General features: G+C 33.5%; 14 protein-coding genes. 11 read left to right on the top strand and 3 right to left on the bottom strand.

What is annotated here, in order from left to right; genetic code table 11:
- The first annotated feature begins 26 nt into the window (after window positions 1-26).
- The 5 genes from QYS49_RS16850 to QYS49_RS16830 all read left to right on the top strand — a co-directional run bounded on the left by QYS49_RS16850 (window position 27) and on the right by QYS49_RS16830 (window position 8,637).
- The gene (locus QYS49_RS16850; protein WP_308349000.1) at window positions 27-845 is read left to right on the top strand and encodes a PorV/PorQ family protein; all 819 of its coding nucleotides are present in this window, start codon (window positions 27-29) and stop codon (window positions 843-845) included.
- Entirely contained in the window at window positions 842-2,920 is a 2,079-nt protein-coding gene (locus tag QYS49_RS16845) for a helix-hairpin-helix domain-containing protein (RefSeq protein ID WP_308348999.1), read from the top strand. The genes QYS49_RS16850 and QYS49_RS16845 overlap by 4 nt, the downstream gene beginning before the upstream one ends.
- 80 nt (window positions 2,921-3,000) lie before the next feature.
- Window positions 3,001-5,010 (top strand): T9SS type A sorting domain-containing protein, encoded by a 2,010-nt coding sequence (locus tag QYS49_RS16840; RefSeq protein WP_308348998.1) that lies wholly within the window; start codon window positions 3,001-3,003, stop codon window positions 5,008-5,010.
- A gap of 43 nt (window positions 5,011-5,053) precedes the next feature.
- Window positions 5,054-5,779: a hypothetical protein gene (locus QYS49_RS16835; RefSeq protein ID WP_308348997.1), complete on the top strand. Its 726-nt coding sequence runs from the start codon at window positions 5,054-5,056 to the stop codon at window positions 5,777-5,779.
- A gap of 95 nt (window positions 5,780-5,874) precedes the next feature.
- Complete coding sequence (locus tag QYS49_RS16830; RefSeq protein ID WP_308348995.1) at window positions 5,875-8,637, top strand: WD40/YVTN/BNR-like repeat-containing protein; 2,763 nt, start codon at window positions 5,875-5,877, stop codon at window positions 8,635-8,637.
- Here QYS49_RS16830 and QYS49_RS16825 read toward each other — a convergent pair whose 3' ends face one another.
- Window positions 8,638-9,120 carry a SixA phosphatase family protein gene (locus QYS49_RS16825; protein ID WP_308348994.1) on the bottom strand — a complete coding sequence of 161 codons (483 nt, stop codon included), beginning with the start codon at window positions 9,118-9,120 and terminating at the stop codon, window positions 8,638-8,640. It abuts the gene before it with no gap.
- Window positions 9,121-9,218: 98 nt separating this feature from the next.
- Between QYS49_RS16825 and QYS49_RS16820 the strand changes: the two genes are divergently transcribed.
- The 3 genes from QYS49_RS16820 to QYS49_RS16810 all read left to right on the top strand — a co-directional run bounded on the left by QYS49_RS16820 (window position 9,219) and on the right by QYS49_RS16810 (window position 11,605).
- On the top strand, window positions 9,219-9,410 hold the full coding sequence (locus tag QYS49_RS16820) for a cold-shock protein (RefSeq protein ID WP_085517016.1): 192 nt from the start codon (window positions 9,219-9,221) through the stop codon (window positions 9,408-9,410).
- Window positions 9,411-9,836: 426 nt separating this feature from the next.
- Entirely contained in the window at window positions 9,837-10,892 is a 1,056-nt protein-coding gene (locus QYS49_RS16815) for a M42 family metallopeptidase (protein WP_308348986.1), read from the top strand.
- Between the two features lie 95 nt (window positions 10,893-10,987).
- On the top strand, window positions 10,988-11,605 hold the full coding sequence (locus tag QYS49_RS16810; RefSeq protein ID WP_308348984.1) for a carboxypeptidase-like regulatory domain-containing protein: 618 nt from the start codon (window positions 10,988-10,990) through the stop codon (window positions 11,603-11,605).
- Between the two features lie 218 nt (window positions 11,606-11,823).
- Here the strand turns inward: QYS49_RS16810 and QYS49_RS16805 are convergent, their stop codons facing one another.
- Entirely contained in the window at window positions 11,824-16,044 is a 4,221-nt protein-coding gene (locus QYS49_RS16805) for a tetratricopeptide repeat protein (RefSeq protein ID WP_308348983.1), read from the bottom strand.
- Window positions 16,045-16,283: 239 nt separating this feature from the next.
- Here QYS49_RS16805 and QYS49_RS16800 point away from each other — a divergent pair, with 239 nt between their 5' ends.
- The 3 genes from QYS49_RS16800 to QYS49_RS16790 all read left to right on the top strand — a co-directional run bounded on the left by QYS49_RS16800 (window position 16,284) and on the right by QYS49_RS16790 (window position 20,192).
- Window positions 16,284-17,633: an MATE family efflux transporter gene (locus QYS49_RS16800; protein ID WP_308348982.1), complete on the top strand. Its 1,350-nt coding sequence runs from the start codon at window positions 16,284-16,286 to the stop codon at window positions 17,631-17,633.
- A gap of 227 nt (window positions 17,634-17,860) precedes the next feature.
- Window positions 17,861-18,676: a sulfite exporter TauE/SafE family protein gene (locus QYS49_RS16795; protein ID WP_308348981.1), complete on the top strand. Its 816-nt coding sequence runs from the start codon at window positions 17,861-17,863 to the stop codon at window positions 18,674-18,676.
- A 178-nt stretch (window positions 18,677-18,854) separates the two neighbouring features.
- The gene (locus QYS49_RS16790) at window positions 18,855-20,192 is read left to right on the top strand and encodes an MBL fold metallo-hydrolase (protein ID WP_308348980.1); all 1,338 of its coding nucleotides are present in this window, start codon (window positions 18,855-18,857) and stop codon (window positions 20,190-20,192) included.
- Window positions 20,193-20,255: 63 nt separating this feature from the next.
- Here QYS49_RS16790 and QYS49_RS16785 read toward each other — a convergent pair whose 3' ends face one another.
- Window positions 20,256-20,726, bottom strand: coding sequence for a YehS family protein (locus QYS49_RS16785; protein ID WP_308348978.1), 471 nt, complete (start codon window positions 20,724-20,726; stop codon window positions 20,256-20,258).
- Window positions 20,727-20,781 lie beyond the last annotated feature (55 nt).

Genomic DNA, 20,781 nt, shown 5'->3' with positions numbered 1-20,781 from the left:
TTAGAGTTGATGATTTAATAAAGTACATGAAAAAATTCAACCAAATCCTCCCCATCCTACTGTTTACGGCATTTCAAATTCATGCTCAGTCTATTTACGCTCCGGTTTCAAGTAGGGTTATTGGAATGGGGGATGCCTCAGTCACACTTGACGGTTATTGGGCATCTTTTCAAAATACAGCAGGGATAACAACTACCGAAAGCTTAGAAGTAGGTGCTACTTATGAAAATAGGTTTGGAATGCCAGGTATGGATTTTATGGCCGCTGGTGTAACTGGGAAATTGCCTTTTGGATATGCCGCTTTAAATGTTTTCCGCTTTGGAGATGATATTTATAATGAACATAAAATTTCTTTTGGCTATGCTACAGCGATTGGAATCATTAAATTAGGAGGAAGAGCAAATTATCTCCAATATCAAGTTCAGGATTTTGGAAGTAAAGGAACTTATTCCATTGATTTTGGTGGAATTGCCACAATAACTCCTCAATTGATTGTAGGGGCTCAAGCTTTGAATATTAGCCAATCCAGTTTACTTACAGGTGAAGATCGAAGAGTGCCAACTTTGCTAAAGCTTGGGGTCTCATACCGCCCACGAGATTACTTCATGCTTAATGCTGAAATTGAGAAAGATATTGTGAAACCAAGCATGTTGAAGCTTGGAGCCGAATATAGATTTCTAAATAAATTCTATTTGCGAACGGGTGTTAATAGCGGTTCATTTCAATCATTTTATGGACTAGGTTTCAGTTATTTAAGCTTGCAATGGGATTATGCTCTAAGTAATCATGCAGAAATGGGCTTTTCTCACAGTCTTTCTATGCATTATAAATTGAGGAGGAAATGAAAAATTTTGCTTTCATATTTTCAACCTTATTTTTTTTGGTTTCAATACCTTATTTTTCTGATGCGCAAGAACAAGAGTTTGATTTGGAAGATTTTATTGAAAGTAATTTCTCTGTACAGGATGAAAACACCAATTATGAGGATGTATATGAAGCTTTATTTCAACTTTACCAATCTCCAATAAATTTAAATAATGCCAGCAGACAAGATTTGCAATCCTTATTGTTACTGTCCAATATTCAAATCAATAATTTCTTGGATCATAGAGCTAAGAATGGAGACTTATTGAGTATTTATGAATTGCAGGCTATTCCTGAATTTGACCTTCAAACTATTTATCAAATCCTCCCATTTGTTTCAGTTCGAGAAACAGGATTACAAGCAGATAACCGCCCCTTATTGCAAAGAATCTTAAATGAAGAAAATAATTATTTGATGATAAGATCGGACAGGACATTAGAACAGAAGCGCGGTTATATTTCATCAGATGAAGGAGAAAGGCAATATTTGGGCGATCCCTACAGAGTTTATACTCGATTCAGAGTGAAACATACCGATGATTTTAGTATAGGATTTACTACAGAGAAAGATGCAGGAGAGCAATTTAAGTGGGATCCAACTCGAGATCAGTATGGGATGGATTATTGGTCTTTTCATGCTCAACTGGAAAACCAAGGAAGGTTGAAAAATATTGTATTGGGTGATTATCAATTACAATTTGGTCAATCCTTATTGTTTGGAGCTGGTTTCGCAATAGGGAAAGGGAGTCAAACTGTTGCTACTGCAAGAAGAAGTAATTTGGGGATATTGCCTTATACATCTGTTTTGGAAACCAATTTTTTCAGAGGAGTAGCGACCACAATTGAGTTAAATGATTATTTAGATTTAACCACTTTCTATAGTTATAATCCCATTAATGGAAATGTAGATTTGGACTCAGCTAGAAGTGCTGAAGAGTTTTTTACTTCCATCAGACTAACAGGCTTTCATAGAACGGAATCAGAATTAGCAGGAAAAAATGCTATAGAAGCACAAAATTTTGGAGGGAATCTATTGTTTAATACGAAGAGAGAAAACTTAAATATTGGCTTGAATTATATTCATACTATTTATGATAGACCCTTTTTCCGTCAACCCAATAAATACAATCAGTTCGAGTTTGGTGGCACTCAAAATCAGAATTATGGGCTTTTTGCAAATTATTATTGGAGGAACTTCCATCTATTTGGAGAAAGTGCTATCAGTAGTTCTGGCGGTATTGGGGCTATTGGTGGATTTATTGCTTCTATTACTCCTAGTTTGCAAACCAGCTTTATTGTGAGGAATTATGACAGAGATTTTCATACTTTTTACGGAACTGCCTTTGGTGAAAGCACTAGAAATATTAATGAAAATGGAGTTTACTGGGGTATGAAATTTCAGCCATTCAAAAAGCTGACTTTTTCAGGATATTATGATCGTTTTAATTTTACTTGGTTGAGGTTTCGAGCAGATGGCCCATCAAAAGGAAATGAATTTTTAGGTAGAATTTCCTATAGATTCAGTAGGGAGATTAAATTATATGCCCAAGCCAGAGTTGAAAATAAAGAGCGAAATGTTGAGTTAGAAGGCAATCCAAATCTGTACGGATTGGCTAATGCAGAAAAGAGAAATTACATCATTAATTTAGATGTTCGGCCGAAGGGCATAGTATCTCTTAAAACTAGAGCTCAGTTTAGTGAATTTCTGTTGCAAGGAGAATATTCTAATGGAATGGCATTGATTCAAGATATTAATTTTGATTTTGGAAGATTCAGATTGAGCACTCGCTACTCTATATTTGATACGGATGATTTCGAAAACAGACAGTATGTTTATGAAAAGGATGTTTTATATGCTTTTTCAATTCCGGCCTATCAAGATACCGGAAGCCGGTCTTATGCTTTATTGCAATATAAATTTTCAAAAAAATTACAAATCTGGGCCAGATATTCCCAGTTTCAATACATAGATCGGTTGACAGTTGGGACAGGTAATGAGGAAATAGAGGGAAATAAAAGGTCGGAAGTGAAAGTGCAGATGATGGTGAGGTTTTAAAGAACAATAACTACATAATTAATATAGTAATTGTTTGTTTCTGTTTCTGTATGTAAATTTAAGTTAAATTTTAAAAACCCATGAACCGAAAACTATCATTCCTAGCGTTAATTTTCTTTTCAATAACTACTTTAGCACAAAAAGTAGAATTCACTGATTTCGGTAAATTTTCTCAAGAGAACTTTATTTGTAATCAAGAAAATATCCATAAAAAATTTCAAGCTGAAATTCAGTACATTAAAGATTCTCTAATTTCTGGTGGAATGCTGAAGATTAATTCTGAAAGATATGAGGATGATCATGTGCTACTAGAATGGCCGGTTGCTCAGAATGTTAATTTCACTGAGCCTGATTATTATGGTATATCCAATTATGTGGATCATGATAGTTCTTATCCTGATCAAATTCAGGACTATAATTGCGGTTCTATTTCTTACGATCTACCAAGTGGTTACAACCATGCCGGTGTTGATATATTTTCCTCACCTTTCCCATGGATGAAAATGAATAATAATCAGGTAGTTGCTGTTGCTGCTGCCTCGGGAACAATAATTTATAAGGTAGGAGAAAATTATGATAAGAATTGTGATTTTAATAATACTGAAGGTTGGAATGCAGTTTATATTGCTCATGAAGATGGGTCAACAGCATGGTATGGGCATTTAAAGGAGAACTCACTTACTGAAAAATCAGTTGGTGAGGCTGTAACAACTGGTGAGTATCTTGGTGTGATTGGAAGTTCTGGTTCTTCAACAGGTCCACATTTGCATTTTGAATTGTATAATGCTGCAAATGAACTTATTGACCCTTATGTTGGCCCTTGTAATCCAACTACTTCTACTTCATGGTGGCGAGATCAAAAAACTTATAAAAATCCACGAATTTTAAAATTAATGACGCACAGCAATCCACCAATTCCTTATGGTTGCTATAGTGAGGAAATTTATAATGCTGAAATTAATTTCTCAGCTGGTCAGACCGTTTTACTTGCCACTTATCTTGCCGACCAAACAGTTGGTGAAATTCTTTATCATAGATTAATTAGTCCTGATGGTTCTGTTTATGATGAATGGGATAAGGAATTCGAAAATAATTATTCTTCTTCATATTGGTATTATAGTCTGCCTGTAAATAACGAATTGCCAAAAGGAAAATGGACTTATCAAGTTGTTTATGAAGATCAAGAAATTGTTTCTCATAATTTTTACATTAAGGATGATAGTGATGAAGCTATTTTATCTACACAAGAAAATGTTTTGGTCAATACTGAATCAGATTACTTTACTATTAATTTAAAAAACACAGGTAGTATAGGTCTGAATATTAAAAGATTTGAGTCTTCTGAGGCTCTAAATATTGATTGGGAAGGTGATATTGCACCAAATGATTCAAAAGAGGTGTTAGTCCAGTTGAAAGGTGATATTAGTGATGGAAATCAATTTATTGAGATTTTCCACAATTCAGATATTAATCCAACCACGGTCTATGTTACAACAGAATCAGTATCAATAATTAATTCAAATATTACAAATTATGATTTTGGAGAGGTAATGCTTGAAGTATATGATACTTTGAAACTTCCGATTGAGAATTCTGGATTAGCAGTTCTTCAAGTTCAGGATGTTATTTTACCTGATAATTTTCATGCCAATAAAGTCAATTTTCAAATTCAACCTCAACAGACAGATACTTTGGAAGTGTATTTTAAGCCCATGGAAGAAAAAGAATTCAATGGTACGATGAGTATTGTTTCTAATGCTTCAAATAATAGTGAACTTAAAATTGATTTGTCAGGAATTGGTATACCAAATTTGCTTTTATCTAATGATCAAGAACTGGCTAAAAGTTTAAAACTGTATCCAAACCCCACATCAAATGAATTAAACATTAGCTATGAATTAATCGATGATACTTTGTGTTCAATTTCTATTGTTGATACTAATGGGAAAGTGTTTTATAACTCATCTTTTTTGCAAGAATTAAATAAGGAACAAACGATTAATGTTGAAGAATTGCCTGAAGGAATGTACTTTTTAAAATTAATTAATGAAGACAATAGAACATTTTTCAAAAAATTTATAAAAAGATAGTAAAGCACATTGTATAGTGTTTCAAAACTGAAATTTGATTGAAGTGAAGCGTTTTATCAATTGTATAGTAATTTCTAGTATCGTTTTTATAAGTGCTTGTAAATACACAACACCTCCAGAAATGCTAATGGGAAAATGGTATGTGTCCTCTGTGAAAGCAAATGGGCATGAAATGATTCATGATTATTTGGATCAAAATACCCGTTACCTTGTTTTTAATGAGGAAGGTACCTACCAAGTTGGTTTGCTCGATTCAGTTAGCGAAAAAGCTTGGATGATTAACCCTGATAGGAATGAACTGATTATGATGCATGGAAGCCCATTCAATGATATCAAGACATGGAATGTAAAAGCTTCTGATGAATTAATTTATTTAACGGATAAGACTAATCATTTCAACATCACTTTAAACAGAAAAAAGAAATTACCTAAAATAGAAATAACAGAAGATAATGCCTTAATTGGAAAATGGGTAATTGATAAAATGACTGTAAATGGTTACGATAATACAGATAAATACGCTTTCCCCAAAAGGTGGATTTTGCTGGCTGATAATGGAAGATTTTACAATGGAAATGATACTGGAGACCAAAATGTTGGATATTGGAAAACCAACAGTTCACTAACACAAGTCGGTTTTTATGATCAAAAAGACCATGAAGAACCTTTCATCACATTCAACATAGCCAGCAATAGTATTTGGTATGAAAAACAAAATGATGATCATAACAATCCGCAAGTGAGAGTCTATTTTAAAAAATTGGAATGATTAGTAAATTATATACGATTTCTTCCGGCCATATATTTTCAAAGAAATAATTCCAATAAATTCTCGATATTCGTCAATCACAAAATTGTCTATTTATGAAACGAATATTAGTTGTTGTTTTAATTTTAATCACTCCCTATTTTCTAATAGCTCAAGTCCAGCCAACGGATGCAAAATCAATTTTGGAAGGAATTGAAAACAGAAAAAAATTAGCAGAATCTTCGGTTTTAAAAAAATATCCTGCAAGAAATGTGGGGCCTGTTATTCAAGGTGCTCGTATTGTGGATATTGCGGTAAATGAAAAAAATATCAAAGAATTCTACATTGCCTACGCTTCGGGCGGACTTTTCCATACTCAAAATAATGGGATAAGTTTTGAGCCTATTTTTGATAATGTGGGCGCGCTTACTCTAGGAGATATTGCTTTGGCTCCAAGTGATGAAAACATCCTATATGTAGGAACGGGAGAGAATAATTCCAGCAGAAGTAGTTATGCCGGTTCAGGCATCTATAAATCAACTGACAAAGGACAAAATTGGGAACATATTGGTTTGCCTGGCAGTCAGCATATTGGAAGGATTGTGGTTCATCCAGAAGATCCCAATACAGTTTGGGTAGCTTCAATGGGAGGTTTATATTCTGATAATGAAGAAAGAGGAGTTTATAAAACCACTGATGGAGGTGAAACATGGAAAAAGACATTGTATGTGGATGATAAAACCGGAGCCATAGATCTAATCATTCATCCTGAAAATCCAAATTTATTGTGGGCTAGCATGTGGGAGCGCAAAAGATATGCATGGGACTTTGTAGGCAATGGTGAAGGTTCCGGCATTTACAGTTCAACCGATGGAGGAGAAGATTGGAATTTATCCATGAATGGAATGGAAGATGATGAATTTACAGGAAGAATTGGTTTGGATATTTCTCATTCTAATCCGGATATTTTATATGCCTTGATTGATTATCAAAAGGAAACCAAAAAAGAAAAAGAGGAAGAAGAAGGCTTAACTCAGGCTGATTTCTTAGAAATTTCAGTTAAGGATTTTCTCAAAATAAGTAATGAGGATTTAGATCTATATTTGAAGGATAATAATTTCCCTGAAAGATATAATGCCGTAAATGTCAAAAAAGACATTGAATCAGGAGCATATAAACCGAAAGCTTTAAGTGATTATTTAGGGGATGCCAACCAAGCATTGTTTGATACGGATGTGAAAGGATCTGTAATCTACAAATCAACCGATAGGGGAGCCACTTGGCAAAAAACACACGACTATGATCTTTCAGGGGTTTATTATACTTATGGTTATTATTTCGGGGAGATCAGAGTAGCCACTCAAAATCCTGATATCATTTATGTGATGGGCGTACCGATTGTAGTTTCCAGAGATGGAGGGAAGACTTTTGACAGAACTGATTCAGTTGGCGATGTGCATGTGGATCATCACGCGATGTGGATTAATCCGGAAGATGAAGAGCATATTATGTTGGGTAATGATGGTGGACTTTATATTACTTATGATGGAGGCGCCACCTGGGATCATAAAAATAGCATGTCAGTAGGTCAATTTTATACTGTAAATGTCGATATGGAAGAGCCATACAATATCTATGGCGGATTGCAGGATAACGGAACCATGGTGGGAAGTTCCAAAACTGTACCCAACGTAAGAGGAAGATGGGAAAGCATTTTTGGTGGTGATGGTATGTTTGTCAATGCTGATCCTAGAAATTCGGATATTGTTTATGTGGGTTATCAATTTGGTAATTATTTCAGAGTTAACAGAGAAAGCGGGGATAGAAAATACATAACGCCTAAACATAACATTGGAGAGGATAGATTAAGATTCAATTGGAGAACACCATTGATCATGAGTCAACATAATCCGGATATTATGTACATCGGTGCTCAGAAAGTTTATAGAAGCTTAAATCAAGGTGATAGCTGGACTGCATTGACTGAAGATTTAACCAATGGTGCTAAAGAAGGAAATGTTCCTTTTGCTACGATTACTGAAATAGCCGAATCACCATTGAAGTTCGGAACTGTTTATATAGGTACAGATGATGGAAATGTGTGGCTAATGAAAGAAGGGCAGAGTATTCAAAAAATCAATAACAACCTTCCAGCAGATTTATGGGTGAGCAGTATTCATCCTTCTGAGCATGATGAAGCTACGGTTTATCTATCTATGACAGGCTATAGAAATGATAATTTTGATAATTACGTTTATAAAAGCACTGATTTTGGTAAAAATTGGACTTCAATAAGTGGTGATTTACCTGAAGAGTCTGTTAATGTGATATATGAAGATCCTAAAGAGTCGGGTTTGCTTTATATCGGAACTGATCATGGTTTATACACCAGTTTCAATGACGGTAAAAATTGGCAACACATGGGGGCTATCCCAAATGTGGCGACTTATGATTTGATAGTTCATCCTAGAGATTTAGATTTAATTGTAGGTACTCATGGTAGAAGTATTTATGTTACCGATGTGAAGCCATTACATAAAATAGCTCAAAATAAAGAGAATAAATTAGTGACTTTCGATCTGGATGATATTCGCTTCAGCAAAAACTGGGGAGAAAAATCGCATCCTTATTCAAAAGCTTATTTACCAAAGATGGAGATTGCCGTATTCCATGATTCAGATAAAAATGCAAAAGTAAAGATTGAAGTACTGAATGAAGAAGGTAAAAGCCTAACCTCTTGGCAAGAAGAGTTATCCAAAGGCTACCAAAGCTTCAACTGGAATTGTAAAATAGGGGATGTTTTTATGTCTAAGGGGAAATATCAATTGAAATTCACTTTAGGAAAAGAAGAGCATAAGGAAGGATTTGAGGTGAAGTAACTATAAATTCTTAGGATACTGAAAGAAATGGAGTGAAGCATTCTTGTGAGAAGCCTCACTCCATTTTTGTATATCCAATTTGAAACTTACAATTCCAGTCGTAGGAATATTTTCTGGAAATCCAGATAGTAAATAATCAGCTAAATCATTTAATCCGGGATTATGGCTTACTAATATCAGGCATTTTACATTACTATCAGTCTGCTTGATGATATTCAATAATTTCGATCTGCTCGCATGATAAAGATTGTCATCAATTTCCATAGGGGTATTTAATAGGGCTTGAAATGCAATAGCTGTGTTTTTAGCTCTTTCAGCACCACTGCTTATAATTAAATCAGCTTTTATTTCTTGTGAAGAAAGCCATTTTGCCATTTTTGGAGCATCTCTTTTTCCTCTTTCGTTCAAAGGTCGATTATAATCATTGAGGTGCGGAAAATCCCAACTTGACTTGGCATGGCGGAGTAATATTAATTGTTTCATATTAGCTTCACATAAAATTAATTTCCAACAATAGTAACAGAATAAATCTAAAAACGTATATTGCTTCAAATTTATAATTATTAATAACAATTTATTTTATGAGTACTGGAACAGTAAAGTTCTTCAATGAAGACAAAGGATTTGGATTTATTGTAGAAGACGAAACAGAGAACGAAATATTCGTTCACGTAAGTGGTTTAGAAGACGATATCGAGAAAAATGATAAAGTTACATTCGAAACTACAGATGGTAAAAAAGGCTTAAATGCCATTGGTGTCAGAAGAGTATAATTCTATTTATAGATTCTGAATGTAAAGCTGATTGGTCGCCAATCGGCTTTTTTTATGCCCAAACATTATTAATTTTAGCCACAAAAGAATTAAAAGAATCTAAAGGGTTTTTCGCTAAAGCGAAAAAATAATTACAAATATCGCATTCCTGTTGAAAGTTCACTTCAGCTTTATTAAAACTATATCTTTTGGAATTGATGAATCAATTAGAGTCTGAAAATTTTATATACCTTTTTAATTTTATCCTTATTGAGACTTTAGTTGAGAGTGTAAAATAATCTTGGTTATTTTCTTTTGTCCTTTTGTAGTTATGTATTTTGTGCTTAAAGAATTCATTTTCCCCCTTTCCTAAAAAAAAATCTTTTTCCTCACAATTATTGATAACTACCGAATTCAATTAATTTTGGAAAAATTAAATAAGCTATAATGAAAAACTTTAATATAGAACTACTTTCAAAAATTTGTGAAACCCCAGGCGCCCCAGGACATGAAAAGAGGATTCGTGATTTAGTGATCAGTGAAGTTAAGTCCCTCGTGGATGAAGTGGAGGTTGATAACCTTGGAAACGTACATGCCATTAAAAGAGCTAAGAGTAATCCTGAAGGAAAAAAGGTAATGGTAGCTGCCCATATGGATGAAATAGGCTTTATGGTTACTCATATAGATGATGATGGATTCTTAAGATTTACTACCTTGGGTGGATTTGATCCAAAAACATTAACTGCTCAACGTGTAATTGTACATGGGAAAAAGGATGTAATAGGCGTAATGGGTTCCAAACCCATTCATGTGATGACTACAGAGGAAAGAAATAAAGTAAGTAAAACCACTGATTACTTTATTGATCTTGGAATGGATAAAAAGGAAGTAGAAAAAATAGTCTCGGTTGGAGATGCCGTAACCCGAGAAAGGGGATTGATTGAAATGGGCGATTGCGTAAACTGTAAATCTATTGATAATCGAGTTTCAGTATTTGTCTTAATTGAGGCACTAAAAGCTTTAAAAAACCACCCTTATGATGTTTATGTAGTCTTTACAGTGCAAGAGGAGGTAGGTCTTCGAGGTGCAAATGTTGCTTCTCATAAGATTAATCCTGATTTCGGAATAGCTTTAGACACTACCATCGCTTTTGATTTGCCGGGAGCTCAAGCTCATGAAAAAGTTACTTCATTAGGTGCAGGAACAGCTATAAAGGTTTTGGATGCTATGACTATCTGTGATTACAGAATGGTAGAGTTCATGAAGCAAACAGCAGATAGAAACAGCATTAAATGGCAACCTGAAATCTTAACAGCTGGCGGTACTGATACAGCTGGTTTACAAAGAATGGGTAAAAATGGAGCAATAGCAGGTGCTATTTCTATCCCTACTCGAAATATGCATCAAGTAATTGAAATGGCACATAAACAAGATATATTGGATTCCGTTCAATTATTAAATGCTTGTTTAGAAACTTTAGACAAGTATAATTGGGATCATTAAACTGAGCCTCTTTAGTTATTGTACATCAATTGTATTTATTATCTGATAATAAGTAGAGAATGATGTCTTTTTGTAATTAGAATTTAAAATATGTTATGAGAAATAAACTGCTTTTAATTGTTTCAGTATTTTTATTTAATTTTTCTGCATTTGCCCAAATTGAACAGGTTATAGAAGAACCTATCAATATAACTGGGGTAATTTTAGATGCTGAAAATATGGAGCCTATTCCCTTTACAACAGTTTTGATTGGAGATGGAAAAAGCGGTACAGTTGCGGATAATTCAGGTTATTTCTCATTTTTAGCTTATCCAGGTGATACAATAACTTTCAGAAGTGTAGGCTATAGAAATTCAACTTTCATCATTCCAGAGCTATTAGATGGTAAAACCTATTCTCTGATAGAATTGATGGTTCAGGAAAATGTTCTTTTGGAAGAAGTGAAAGTCTATCCTTTGCCAGATGCAGATTATTTTACTAATACAATCGTCAAGACAGAATTAACAGATATTCAGAAAAAACAACTTGATGATTTTAAAAAGGATTTGAATAATTTGCTGCAAACAAAATATGAAAATGAAAATCCCTATTATGACCAATGGAGATATGCCCGCCTATATGAAATGACAGGCATTGTTCCTCCGAATAACTTTTTAAACCCAATGACTTGGTCTAATTTCATAAGGGATTGGAAAAAAGATAGCGAGAAATAATTCACGCTACAAATAATGAGATCTTCCAGAGTTTCAAAATCTGGAAGGTCTTTAAATGACTCAGTCTAGCATCCTACACCCATCATCCCACACCCAACCTCAGGCTTCCTACTTCAGATTTCTATCTCCCAATTGTTATATAAAGCTCTTTCCGGTCTGACCTTCAGTATTGACCTATATTGAAACCTAAAAACTATAATACTTAGACACATCTTCACCTAAATCCCGATCATTACGAACGCTCCCCAATAGATGGGGTCTTTGAATTCATTTCTTATTTCTTTTTTGGCATCAATAAAAGCTTGTCTCTTATCTCCTGTTTCTAACCATTTTTCATAGAAGGAAACCATCAATTTTTGAGTAGCTTCATCTGAAACTTTAAATAAACTCATGATAAGAGTTTTTGCTCCTGCCACTAAGAAAGATCGTTGCAATCCAAAAACGCCTTCACCTCCATGTACTTCACCTAAACCAGTTTCACAAGCAGACAAAACTACTAAATCTGTTTTATCTAGATTTAAGTTCATGGCTTCATAAGCAGTTAAAATCCCTGGTTCTACATTATAGTTATATCGAGTCTTAGCCAATAAATCTCCAGCACCTTTCAACATCAAACCAGTATTTAAAAGTGGGTTGTCGGACATATCGCTTCCTTGAATCTTAGATCCTTGTGGATTTCTATCTTCTTTTTCAGTGAAAAATCCATGTGTAGCTATATGAAATACTTTCGGGCTTTTTATTTCTTTTACAGTTTCCTCTGCAGCTTTTTCCTCCATATAATTGCTTGTACTCCAACCATATTGATTAAAAAGTGAAGTAAGTTCATTTATTTCTTTTTTGGTTCCAGGCAAATCACTTATTTGAGTTGCTCCCGATCTAAATTCACTTATATAATCTTGTCTTGATGCCAGATAAAATTTAGGATCCCCAAATAATAAGGCTGTTTTTTCTTCTTGTTGTTGTTTGGTTTTAATTTTATTGATGAATAAGTCTTTTGTGTTACTTACCAAAACGATATTAGAATTATCGATTAAATATTTCCCATCTCCAAGTGGGATAGCTTCTAAATTTATTTGGTTATAAACCCCGTCTGGCGATAAATAAATGGTTTTATTTAGCCCTATTTTATCTTCTATAGGTTTCCAGAAATTGTTATAGGAATAAGTATCTTCAATTCTATATTTAATAGCATTTCTATAATTATTGAAATACTTCGATTCCATGTCATTTCCATTTTCCATAACCACAAACTCTGGTTTGCTACGTTTCTCGTTTTTAAGAATTAACATAATATAAACCACCGAGTCAGTAATGTAATGATCAAAATGTCTAAATCTGACCATTTCTATTGCCACCTCATTGGGTTGAAGCGTGTTTTTTATTTGCTCCCAAGTATATGTTTTAGAACCTATATCCTGACTGAATAACTCGGATTGTTGACTTAAAGATTTTTCAATAAGTTCAACATTTCTAGATAATTCATTAATGTCAATGTTTTCAGCTTGTAATTGTTCATTGCTCATTGAAATGGCATTAGAAAGTAATTCTTTCTTATCCAACCATTCAAAATATTGTGATTTCAACGTGCTATCGTTACTATTTAAAATCCTTTCTCGCATTTTAATAGAGCTGCTTAATAATAACCCCTTTATTCTAAGTGCATTATTATAAACTGTTTCTATTAATTCAGGATATCTGTCATTCATACTTAAGGCAAGCGTATTGAAGTAATCGAAATCATTTTTGATAGTATTCCAATATTTCGTTTTCTCTCTTTCACTCAATGCAGGGAAATATTCCTCAATATATTGGGTGTAGTTTTTCATTACCTCTTCTATGTAAATCTTGGCTTTTCTCTGATTTCCATCCATATAATAAACTTTACTCATTCGTGAGGTTGCCTTTACATATTCAGGATGTTTATCATTAAAAAATTTCTCATTAAGTTTTTGACTGTCCTTATATTCACTTTCCGCATCGTTCCATTTTCTTTGCTTATAATAAATATCTCCTCTCAATACATGAATATCAGCTGCTTTTATGTTATTTCTTCTACCGACTTTATCTTTCCATATGTCCTCTGATTGTTGTAAGAAACTAAATGCATCTTCAAGTTTGTTCTGAGAGATAAAGAATCTTGCCATGTCTTTTAATAGATCAGCATATAATGGACTTTTGCTTGAAAATCTTTTACTAATCGTGTTTTTAGCTTCGAATAAAAGATCTTCTATTTCTTTAGGATCTTCATTTCCTTTGTAGAACATGACTATGGCTAATCGAGATATTGATGTGGCTACATCCACATGCGTTCTACCGAATTGATTTTCTAATATAGAAATTGCTCTTCTATAGAATTCTTCCGATTTGTCGTAATCCCCAATCGTTTCGTAGAGTTCACCTAATAAAAGAATTGCGGGCGCATTTTTAGTGGAGTTTTCACCAAATATTTTCTCGGATATTTCTAAAGCTCTTCTCGCATATTCTTCAGATTGTGTGTAATCACCTTTGATCAATTGAAGTTTTCCAAAATCTACTAGAGGGATAATGAGTTTTCTGCTATCATTTCCAAACAGCTCAACATTTCGCTTTAATGATTTTATAAGGATTTCTTCGGTTTCACTATACTTCCCTACTTTTAAATATACTGAAGCTAACTCCTGTGAAGCCATTAAAGGATTGTATTCAGAGCTTGGGATTGAATTTTTAAATAAACTTTGTGATAATTCAAGTGCTTCTTCTGCCTCATCAAAAAATCCTTGAATGGATAAAAGCTTAGCGTAGGTTTCCAATGCCATAATGTAATAGATGACATTCCTATCATTGTCAAAATTTTCTAAGATGCTTAAAGCCTCTTTTATATTACCATCTGCCTTTTCGTATTCTCCTATTTTGATTTGAAGATCTGCAATTAGGTTTAGTTCTTTTCCAAAATCAATATCTCGATTATCATATTTTTGCCTAGTTACCAATAAAGCCTCATCTAATAATGAAGAAGCTTTTTTATAATCATCGTCAATTTGATAGGTTGAAGCTAAATGGTTTAAAAGATTGACGTATCTAAAATGTTTATTGGTAATTTGATTTTCTATTTTTCCGAAAAACTCTTTATCATATATTTTAACTGCCTCTTCAAATTTATCGGTAAAATCTACCCAATGGTGAGCTAATTCTAGTTTACTCATAGCAGTTGTCACGCTGGTGTCACCATATAATTCACTTTTTAATTCAATGATTTCTTTCAAATATTTTTCTGAATTAGCGAATTGGTTTTTAGCCCCAGCAACTTTCACTAAAGTATTTAATAAGTCTATTCTGATTGGATGGTCAGCTGGTAAAAGGTTTTTATCTTGCGATAATTTAGCTGCAGCACTTTCCACTTTTTTGATATCTCCTTTTCTTAAGTTCGACTCAAAAGAAATTGTAGCTAACTTAACAAAGTGAGAGCTGTTTTTATCAAAATTAGATTTCAATATTTTTTCTAAATCTTTATAAAAAGCTAGTGCTCTATTTATGTTGTTATCGTTAATTGTATTGATAATTAGTTTTTCTAGATATTCTAATGTTTTAGGATGGTTTTGCCCGTTTGCAGAGATGGAATAAATATATGCATCACTATAATAACTATAAGGTAAATCACGTGTCCCGTTCTCCTCAAGCATTTGAGCAAAATAGAATAAATGATCAGCGTAATATTTATTTCTTTTGTTAAGCTTATCTTTTATCCAATTCTCGCCTGTTGAAAATGCGGAGTCGGCTCTTCTAATTTCGCCTTTATGTCTTAATACATTACTTTTTAGAGTAATTAACCTTGCGGCATCTCCATATCTTCTTTCTAGTTCTTTATTGTCTAGTTTTTTATCTTTTTCTAAAGTTCTTTGAAGGTAAAAAGCTTCTTCTTGATTTATTAATTTTAAAGCGCTGTTGTAATCTCCTATCGCAATTAGAATTTCCGCTTTTCTGAGTTTGAGATCTGCTATATATATGTCATCAATATTTGAAGCACTCCTAAATATTTCAATAGCTTTATTTAAATAATGATCTGCTTTCACATAATTTCCGTAGTTCATCATGTTTTGTGCAGCATCTGAAAGGTTAATGCCATGGCTAATAGAGTTTTCTCCATTTAATTTTTCACTGATTACAATTGCAGTTTCATTTAACTGATAATAGTCATTAAATTGACCTAAAGCCCAATTATACTTTGCTCGCTTTAAATTGGCTACTGCTACAAATCTGTTTTCTATGCCAAATTTACTTGTGCTTTTTTTTACGAGTTTATCAGTAAATTTTATAGCTTTTTCATAATTCCCCTTTTCAAAATGCTTTTCAGCTTTCTCAATATATTTATTGAATTTCTTGATGTTTTGACCATTCAAGTTCAACTGGCTCATTCCTATAAGTAGAAAAGCAAAAAATAGTATACTTATTATCTTTCTCACAACTCTCTCATTAATTAAATTATTACAATTTTATATGAGATAAAGATAATGAAAAAAATTGAGTTGAATAATTTATTTACTAAAGTTTATAAGTAATGCAGATCGCCTTTTTTTTCTGAATAGAAAAAAATAATACTCACCACTTTTATTTTACCAATCTAAATTCAATTCATCAAATTGAGGAGGATAATTACCTCCTCTTCATTTTTATAATTAGTTTTGTGGCCTGATTCAATTTTATGATAGCAACAGATTTTAGAGAGCATTTCAAACGCAATTTTCAACTTGCTTATCCGGTTGTTTTAAGTCAATTAGGACATGTTTTAGTAGGTACTGCTGATTCCGTGATGGTAGGTAGGGTTGGCACTGCAGAATTGGCTGCCGTATCTGTTGCAAATGCAGTATTCAGTGTAGCCATGATGTTTGGAATTGGTATTTCATTCGGCTTAACTCCACTGATCGCTCAATCGGATGGGGAAGGGAATCAAAGAGCAGGAATGCGCTTTCTAAAACATAGTTTCGTTATTAATGTATTATTTGGACTATTACTTTTTTGCATCCTACTTTTTGGAGGATATATATTAGATTTATTAGATCAACCTAAAGATGTTGTTGCACTAGCAAAACCTTATTTAGCCATTGTAGGGTTTTCACTCTTACCTTTTATGGTATTTCAAACCTTTAAACAATTTGCCGAAGGCTTGTCTTTGACTAAGCAAGCCATGTATATTACTATAACTGCAAATGTGCTTAATATATTCCTTAATTATATCTTGATATTCGGAAAGTTAGGCTTCGAACCTATGGGACTTATTGGGGCTGGCTGGGCAACTTTGATTTCTAGAGTGATTATGGCTATTGTTATGGTATTATTCGTCAGATACTATAAAACTTTTTCTATTTATTGGAATTATTTAAAAGTAACAGTTTGGAATGCAAAGACATTTAATAAACTACTTAATTTAGGAGTGCCTACTGGATTTCAATACATTTTTGAAGTGGGTGCCTTTGCTTCAGCTGCCATTATGATCGGTTGGATGGGAGCTGTTCCTTTAGCTTCGCATCAAGTAGCCATGAACTTGGCTTCTATTAGTTATATGATGGCAACAGGCATCTCCGCTGCAGCCACTGTAAGGGTTGGCAATCAATTAGGTCAACGTGATATTCCTACTATGCGAATTGCCGCTTTTACTTGTTTCCTTATGGCCATACTTTTCATGGCAATAACGGGTTCAATTTTTATGATCTTTAATGATTTGTTGCCTATCCTATATACTACTGATCCAGCGGTAATTAGTATTGCATCATCCTTATTAATTATTGCAGCACTATTTCAATTATCTGACGGAATACAAGTGGTCGGACTAGGTGCATTAAGGGGAATGGGAGATGTAAAATTGCCTACTTTAGTGACATTTATGGCCTATTGGGTGATTGGATTACCTTGCGGGTATTTATTGGCTTTTGTACTAGATATTGGTGAGGAAGGTATATGGTATGGATTATTGATTGGGCTAAGTGTCACAGCGGTTATTCTTTTTATACGCTTCAATAATAAGTCTAAGAAATTAATGGCGGAGCTGGCTTAACCGACTTTATAACCTGAGTTTCTAATTTTAATTCTTTTTAAGGATATTCTTTATTCAGTTTCGTAATATGAAAACTAATTAATTTTATGTGAGTATGTATTCTTTATGAAACCTTATCAATTTTTCAAAACCATAACTTTTATCATACTACTTCAATTCTGCAGTAACATTTGTTACGCCTTTAGGATTTTTAACCCTCTACTTTTGTTAAAAAATTGATTTACATTATGACATTGATAGAGATAATAGGTTTTTTTAGTGCAGCCATAATTGGTATTTCTTTAGGATTGATAGGAGGGGGAGGTTCCATCTTAACAGTACCGGTTTTAGTATATCTTTTAGGTATCAACCCTGTTACAGCCACCGCTTATTCATTATTTATTGTAGGGTTTAGCTCATTAGTAGGAGGGCTTAGTTATGCTAAAAAAGGATTAGTGAATTATAAAACAGGCATTGTATTCACCATTCCAGCATTTATTTCGGTTTATTTAACTCGATTACTTTTAGTGCCTGCTTTACCAGATACATGGTTCACTATTGGTGGTTTGGAAATCACCAAGTCCATCGGAATCATGGTGATTTTTGCACTTTTGATGATTTCAGCTTCTTATTCTATGATTAAAAAGAAGAAAGCCTTAGATAAAGAGCTTAAGGACGTGAAAGCCCCTAAGAAATTTAATTATCCATTAATAATTATTGAAGGGATTGTAGTAGGTGCATTAACGGGTTTAGTTGGCGCTGGAGGAGGATTTTTAATTATTCCAGCTTTAGTGATTTTGGCTAAATTACCCATGAAGGAAGCGGTGGGAACCTCACTTTTAATTATTGCGGCTAAATCTTTAATTGGTTTTGTTGGTGATATTCAGTCAGGTGGCGATATTGATTGGACATTTTTAGTAATCTTCACATTAATTGCTGGTGCTGGGATATTCATCGGTACTTACCTTTCCAATATGATTGATGGACAAAAATTGAAAAAAGGCTTTGGTTGGTTTGTGTTAATTATGGGTTCAGCCATGATTTACAAAGAATTATTTATGTGATTTATAAGAGTAGAATTTATATAGAAAGGGGCTTTTTAGTCCCTTTTTTTATTTTGAGTCAGCATAATTGGCTAACCAGTATAATTGAAAACTTGTTAACCTTTTTTGTAACTAAAGTTACTATCCTATCTCATTTACTTTCGTAAAACTATATAAGAAAGTTAAAAATCGACACACTATGAATATTAAACATTTTTATGATGATGCTTTAGCTCAAGGTTCTTTTGCAATTGAAAGCGAAGGAACAGTAGCATTAGTTGATCCATCAAGAGATATAAAACCTTATATAGATTTTGCAAAGCAGCATAATGCTGAAATTGTAGCAGTTTTTGAAACGCACCCTCATGCAGATTTTATTAGTAGCCATCTGGAAATTCAAAAGAAATTTGGTGCAGTTATTTATGTAAACGAAAAAGTGGGTGTAAGCTATGACTATACTCACATTGGGCATGGTGATGAAGTGAAGATCGGAAAAGTTACTTTCAGAGCTTTATTTACTCCAGGCCATTCACCGGATCATAATTCTTATTTACTATTAGATGAAAATGGAAATCAAAAGGCTGTTTTTACGGGGGATTCCTTATTTGTAGGAGATGTAGGAAGACCAGATTTAAGAGAAGGTGCTGGGAATATACAAGTCAGTAGAAAGGAGTTGGCAGGAATGATGTTTGACACTGTAAATGATGTATTTGCAGATTTATCTGATGAAACCATCGTTTATCCTGCACACGGGCCTGGCTCGCTTTGCGGTAAAAATATGAGCAGTGAGTTGAGTAGTACCATTGCTGTCGAAAAAACTAATAACTGGGCATTTCAAATTAAGGATAAGGAGAAATTTGTTGATGCTTTTTTAGAAGGGCAATCTTTCATTCCAAAATATTTCCCCAATAGTGTTGAGGTAAACAGAAAAGGAGCAACTGCCCTAGAAGAAGCCGTTAAAAACGCAGATAAAAAGGATGGCTTTGAAATACCTGATGGCTCAATCATTATCGATACTCGGACAAAAGAAGAATTTAAGAAAGGTCATTTAAAAGGGGCTATCAATATACAAAATAAAGAAGCGGATAAATTCGAGACTTGGTTAGGATCTATTGTAGGCCCTGAAGAGTTTTTTTATTTAGTTTCGGAGAATCAGAAAGAATTAGAATTTGCAATATATAGAGCCGCTAAAATTGGTTATGAAGCCAACTTGGTTGCTGGTATCATTAATCCTAAAGGTGAAATAGTCACGGATCCTTTCTTAAATCTTGACGACTTTAAGAATAATCCGGATGCCTACACCATTATTGATATTAGAAATATATCAGAATTGGAAGATGGTAAATTTTTTGAATCAGCTAAAAACATCCCTTTACCTGAATTGAGAGAAAGAGCATCAGAAATTGATACTCAAAAGCCAGTAGTAGTGCATTGTGCTGGGGGATACCGCTCAGCAGCAGGCTTTAGTATAGTAAAAAGCATCTTACCAAATGCTAAAGTTTATGATTTGAGCGATTCGGTAAATGATTTTAAATAGTTGATTTGTTTTTTTAGTTTGATTAATGAAAATTAGGTGGATATTTTGTCCACCTTTTTTTTATTAGGCATCCCTTTTGTCTCTGAATTTTATTTGTAATCCGTTAAGGAAATTTCTTAGATATTGATCTAAAAAGGGTCGGTATTGTGATTGTTTAGGATTTCTTAAAAAAGCCGTAACCTCATGTGGGCTGATCGGTTTGCCCGCTAATTTAAAAATAGCTGTTATATCCTCGGTTTTTAATTTTAATGCAATTTTTAGTTTTTTAAGGATGTCGTTATTTTCCAGTATTTTTTCAGGCTTCGGTTGCTCTCCTTCTTTTTTACCTCTTTTCTCGTTAATTAATCCATTTAAGAAAATAGCTAACTGATCATCATAGATTTCTTTAAATTCTTCATGATCATCACTTTTTAGCCAATCTGTTACCAACGACCTTGTGACTTTATAATCAGCACTATCGAAAATAGCAATCATCTGCTCATCACTATAATCAAATATGTAGCGAATCCTTTTTAAAATGTCATTATTGGTCATCTCCTAAGTATTTATTAGTGCTAAAATAAAAAAGACTGTTTCAAGAGTATTCAAA

Origin of the sequence: Marivirga salinae, from assembly GCF_030503855.1 — a bacterium.
GTDB lineage: Bacteria > Bacteroidota > Bacteroidia > Cytophagales > Cyclobacteriaceae > Marivirga > Marivirga salinarum.
This window is presented reverse-complemented; position numbering and strand designations above follow the sequence as displayed.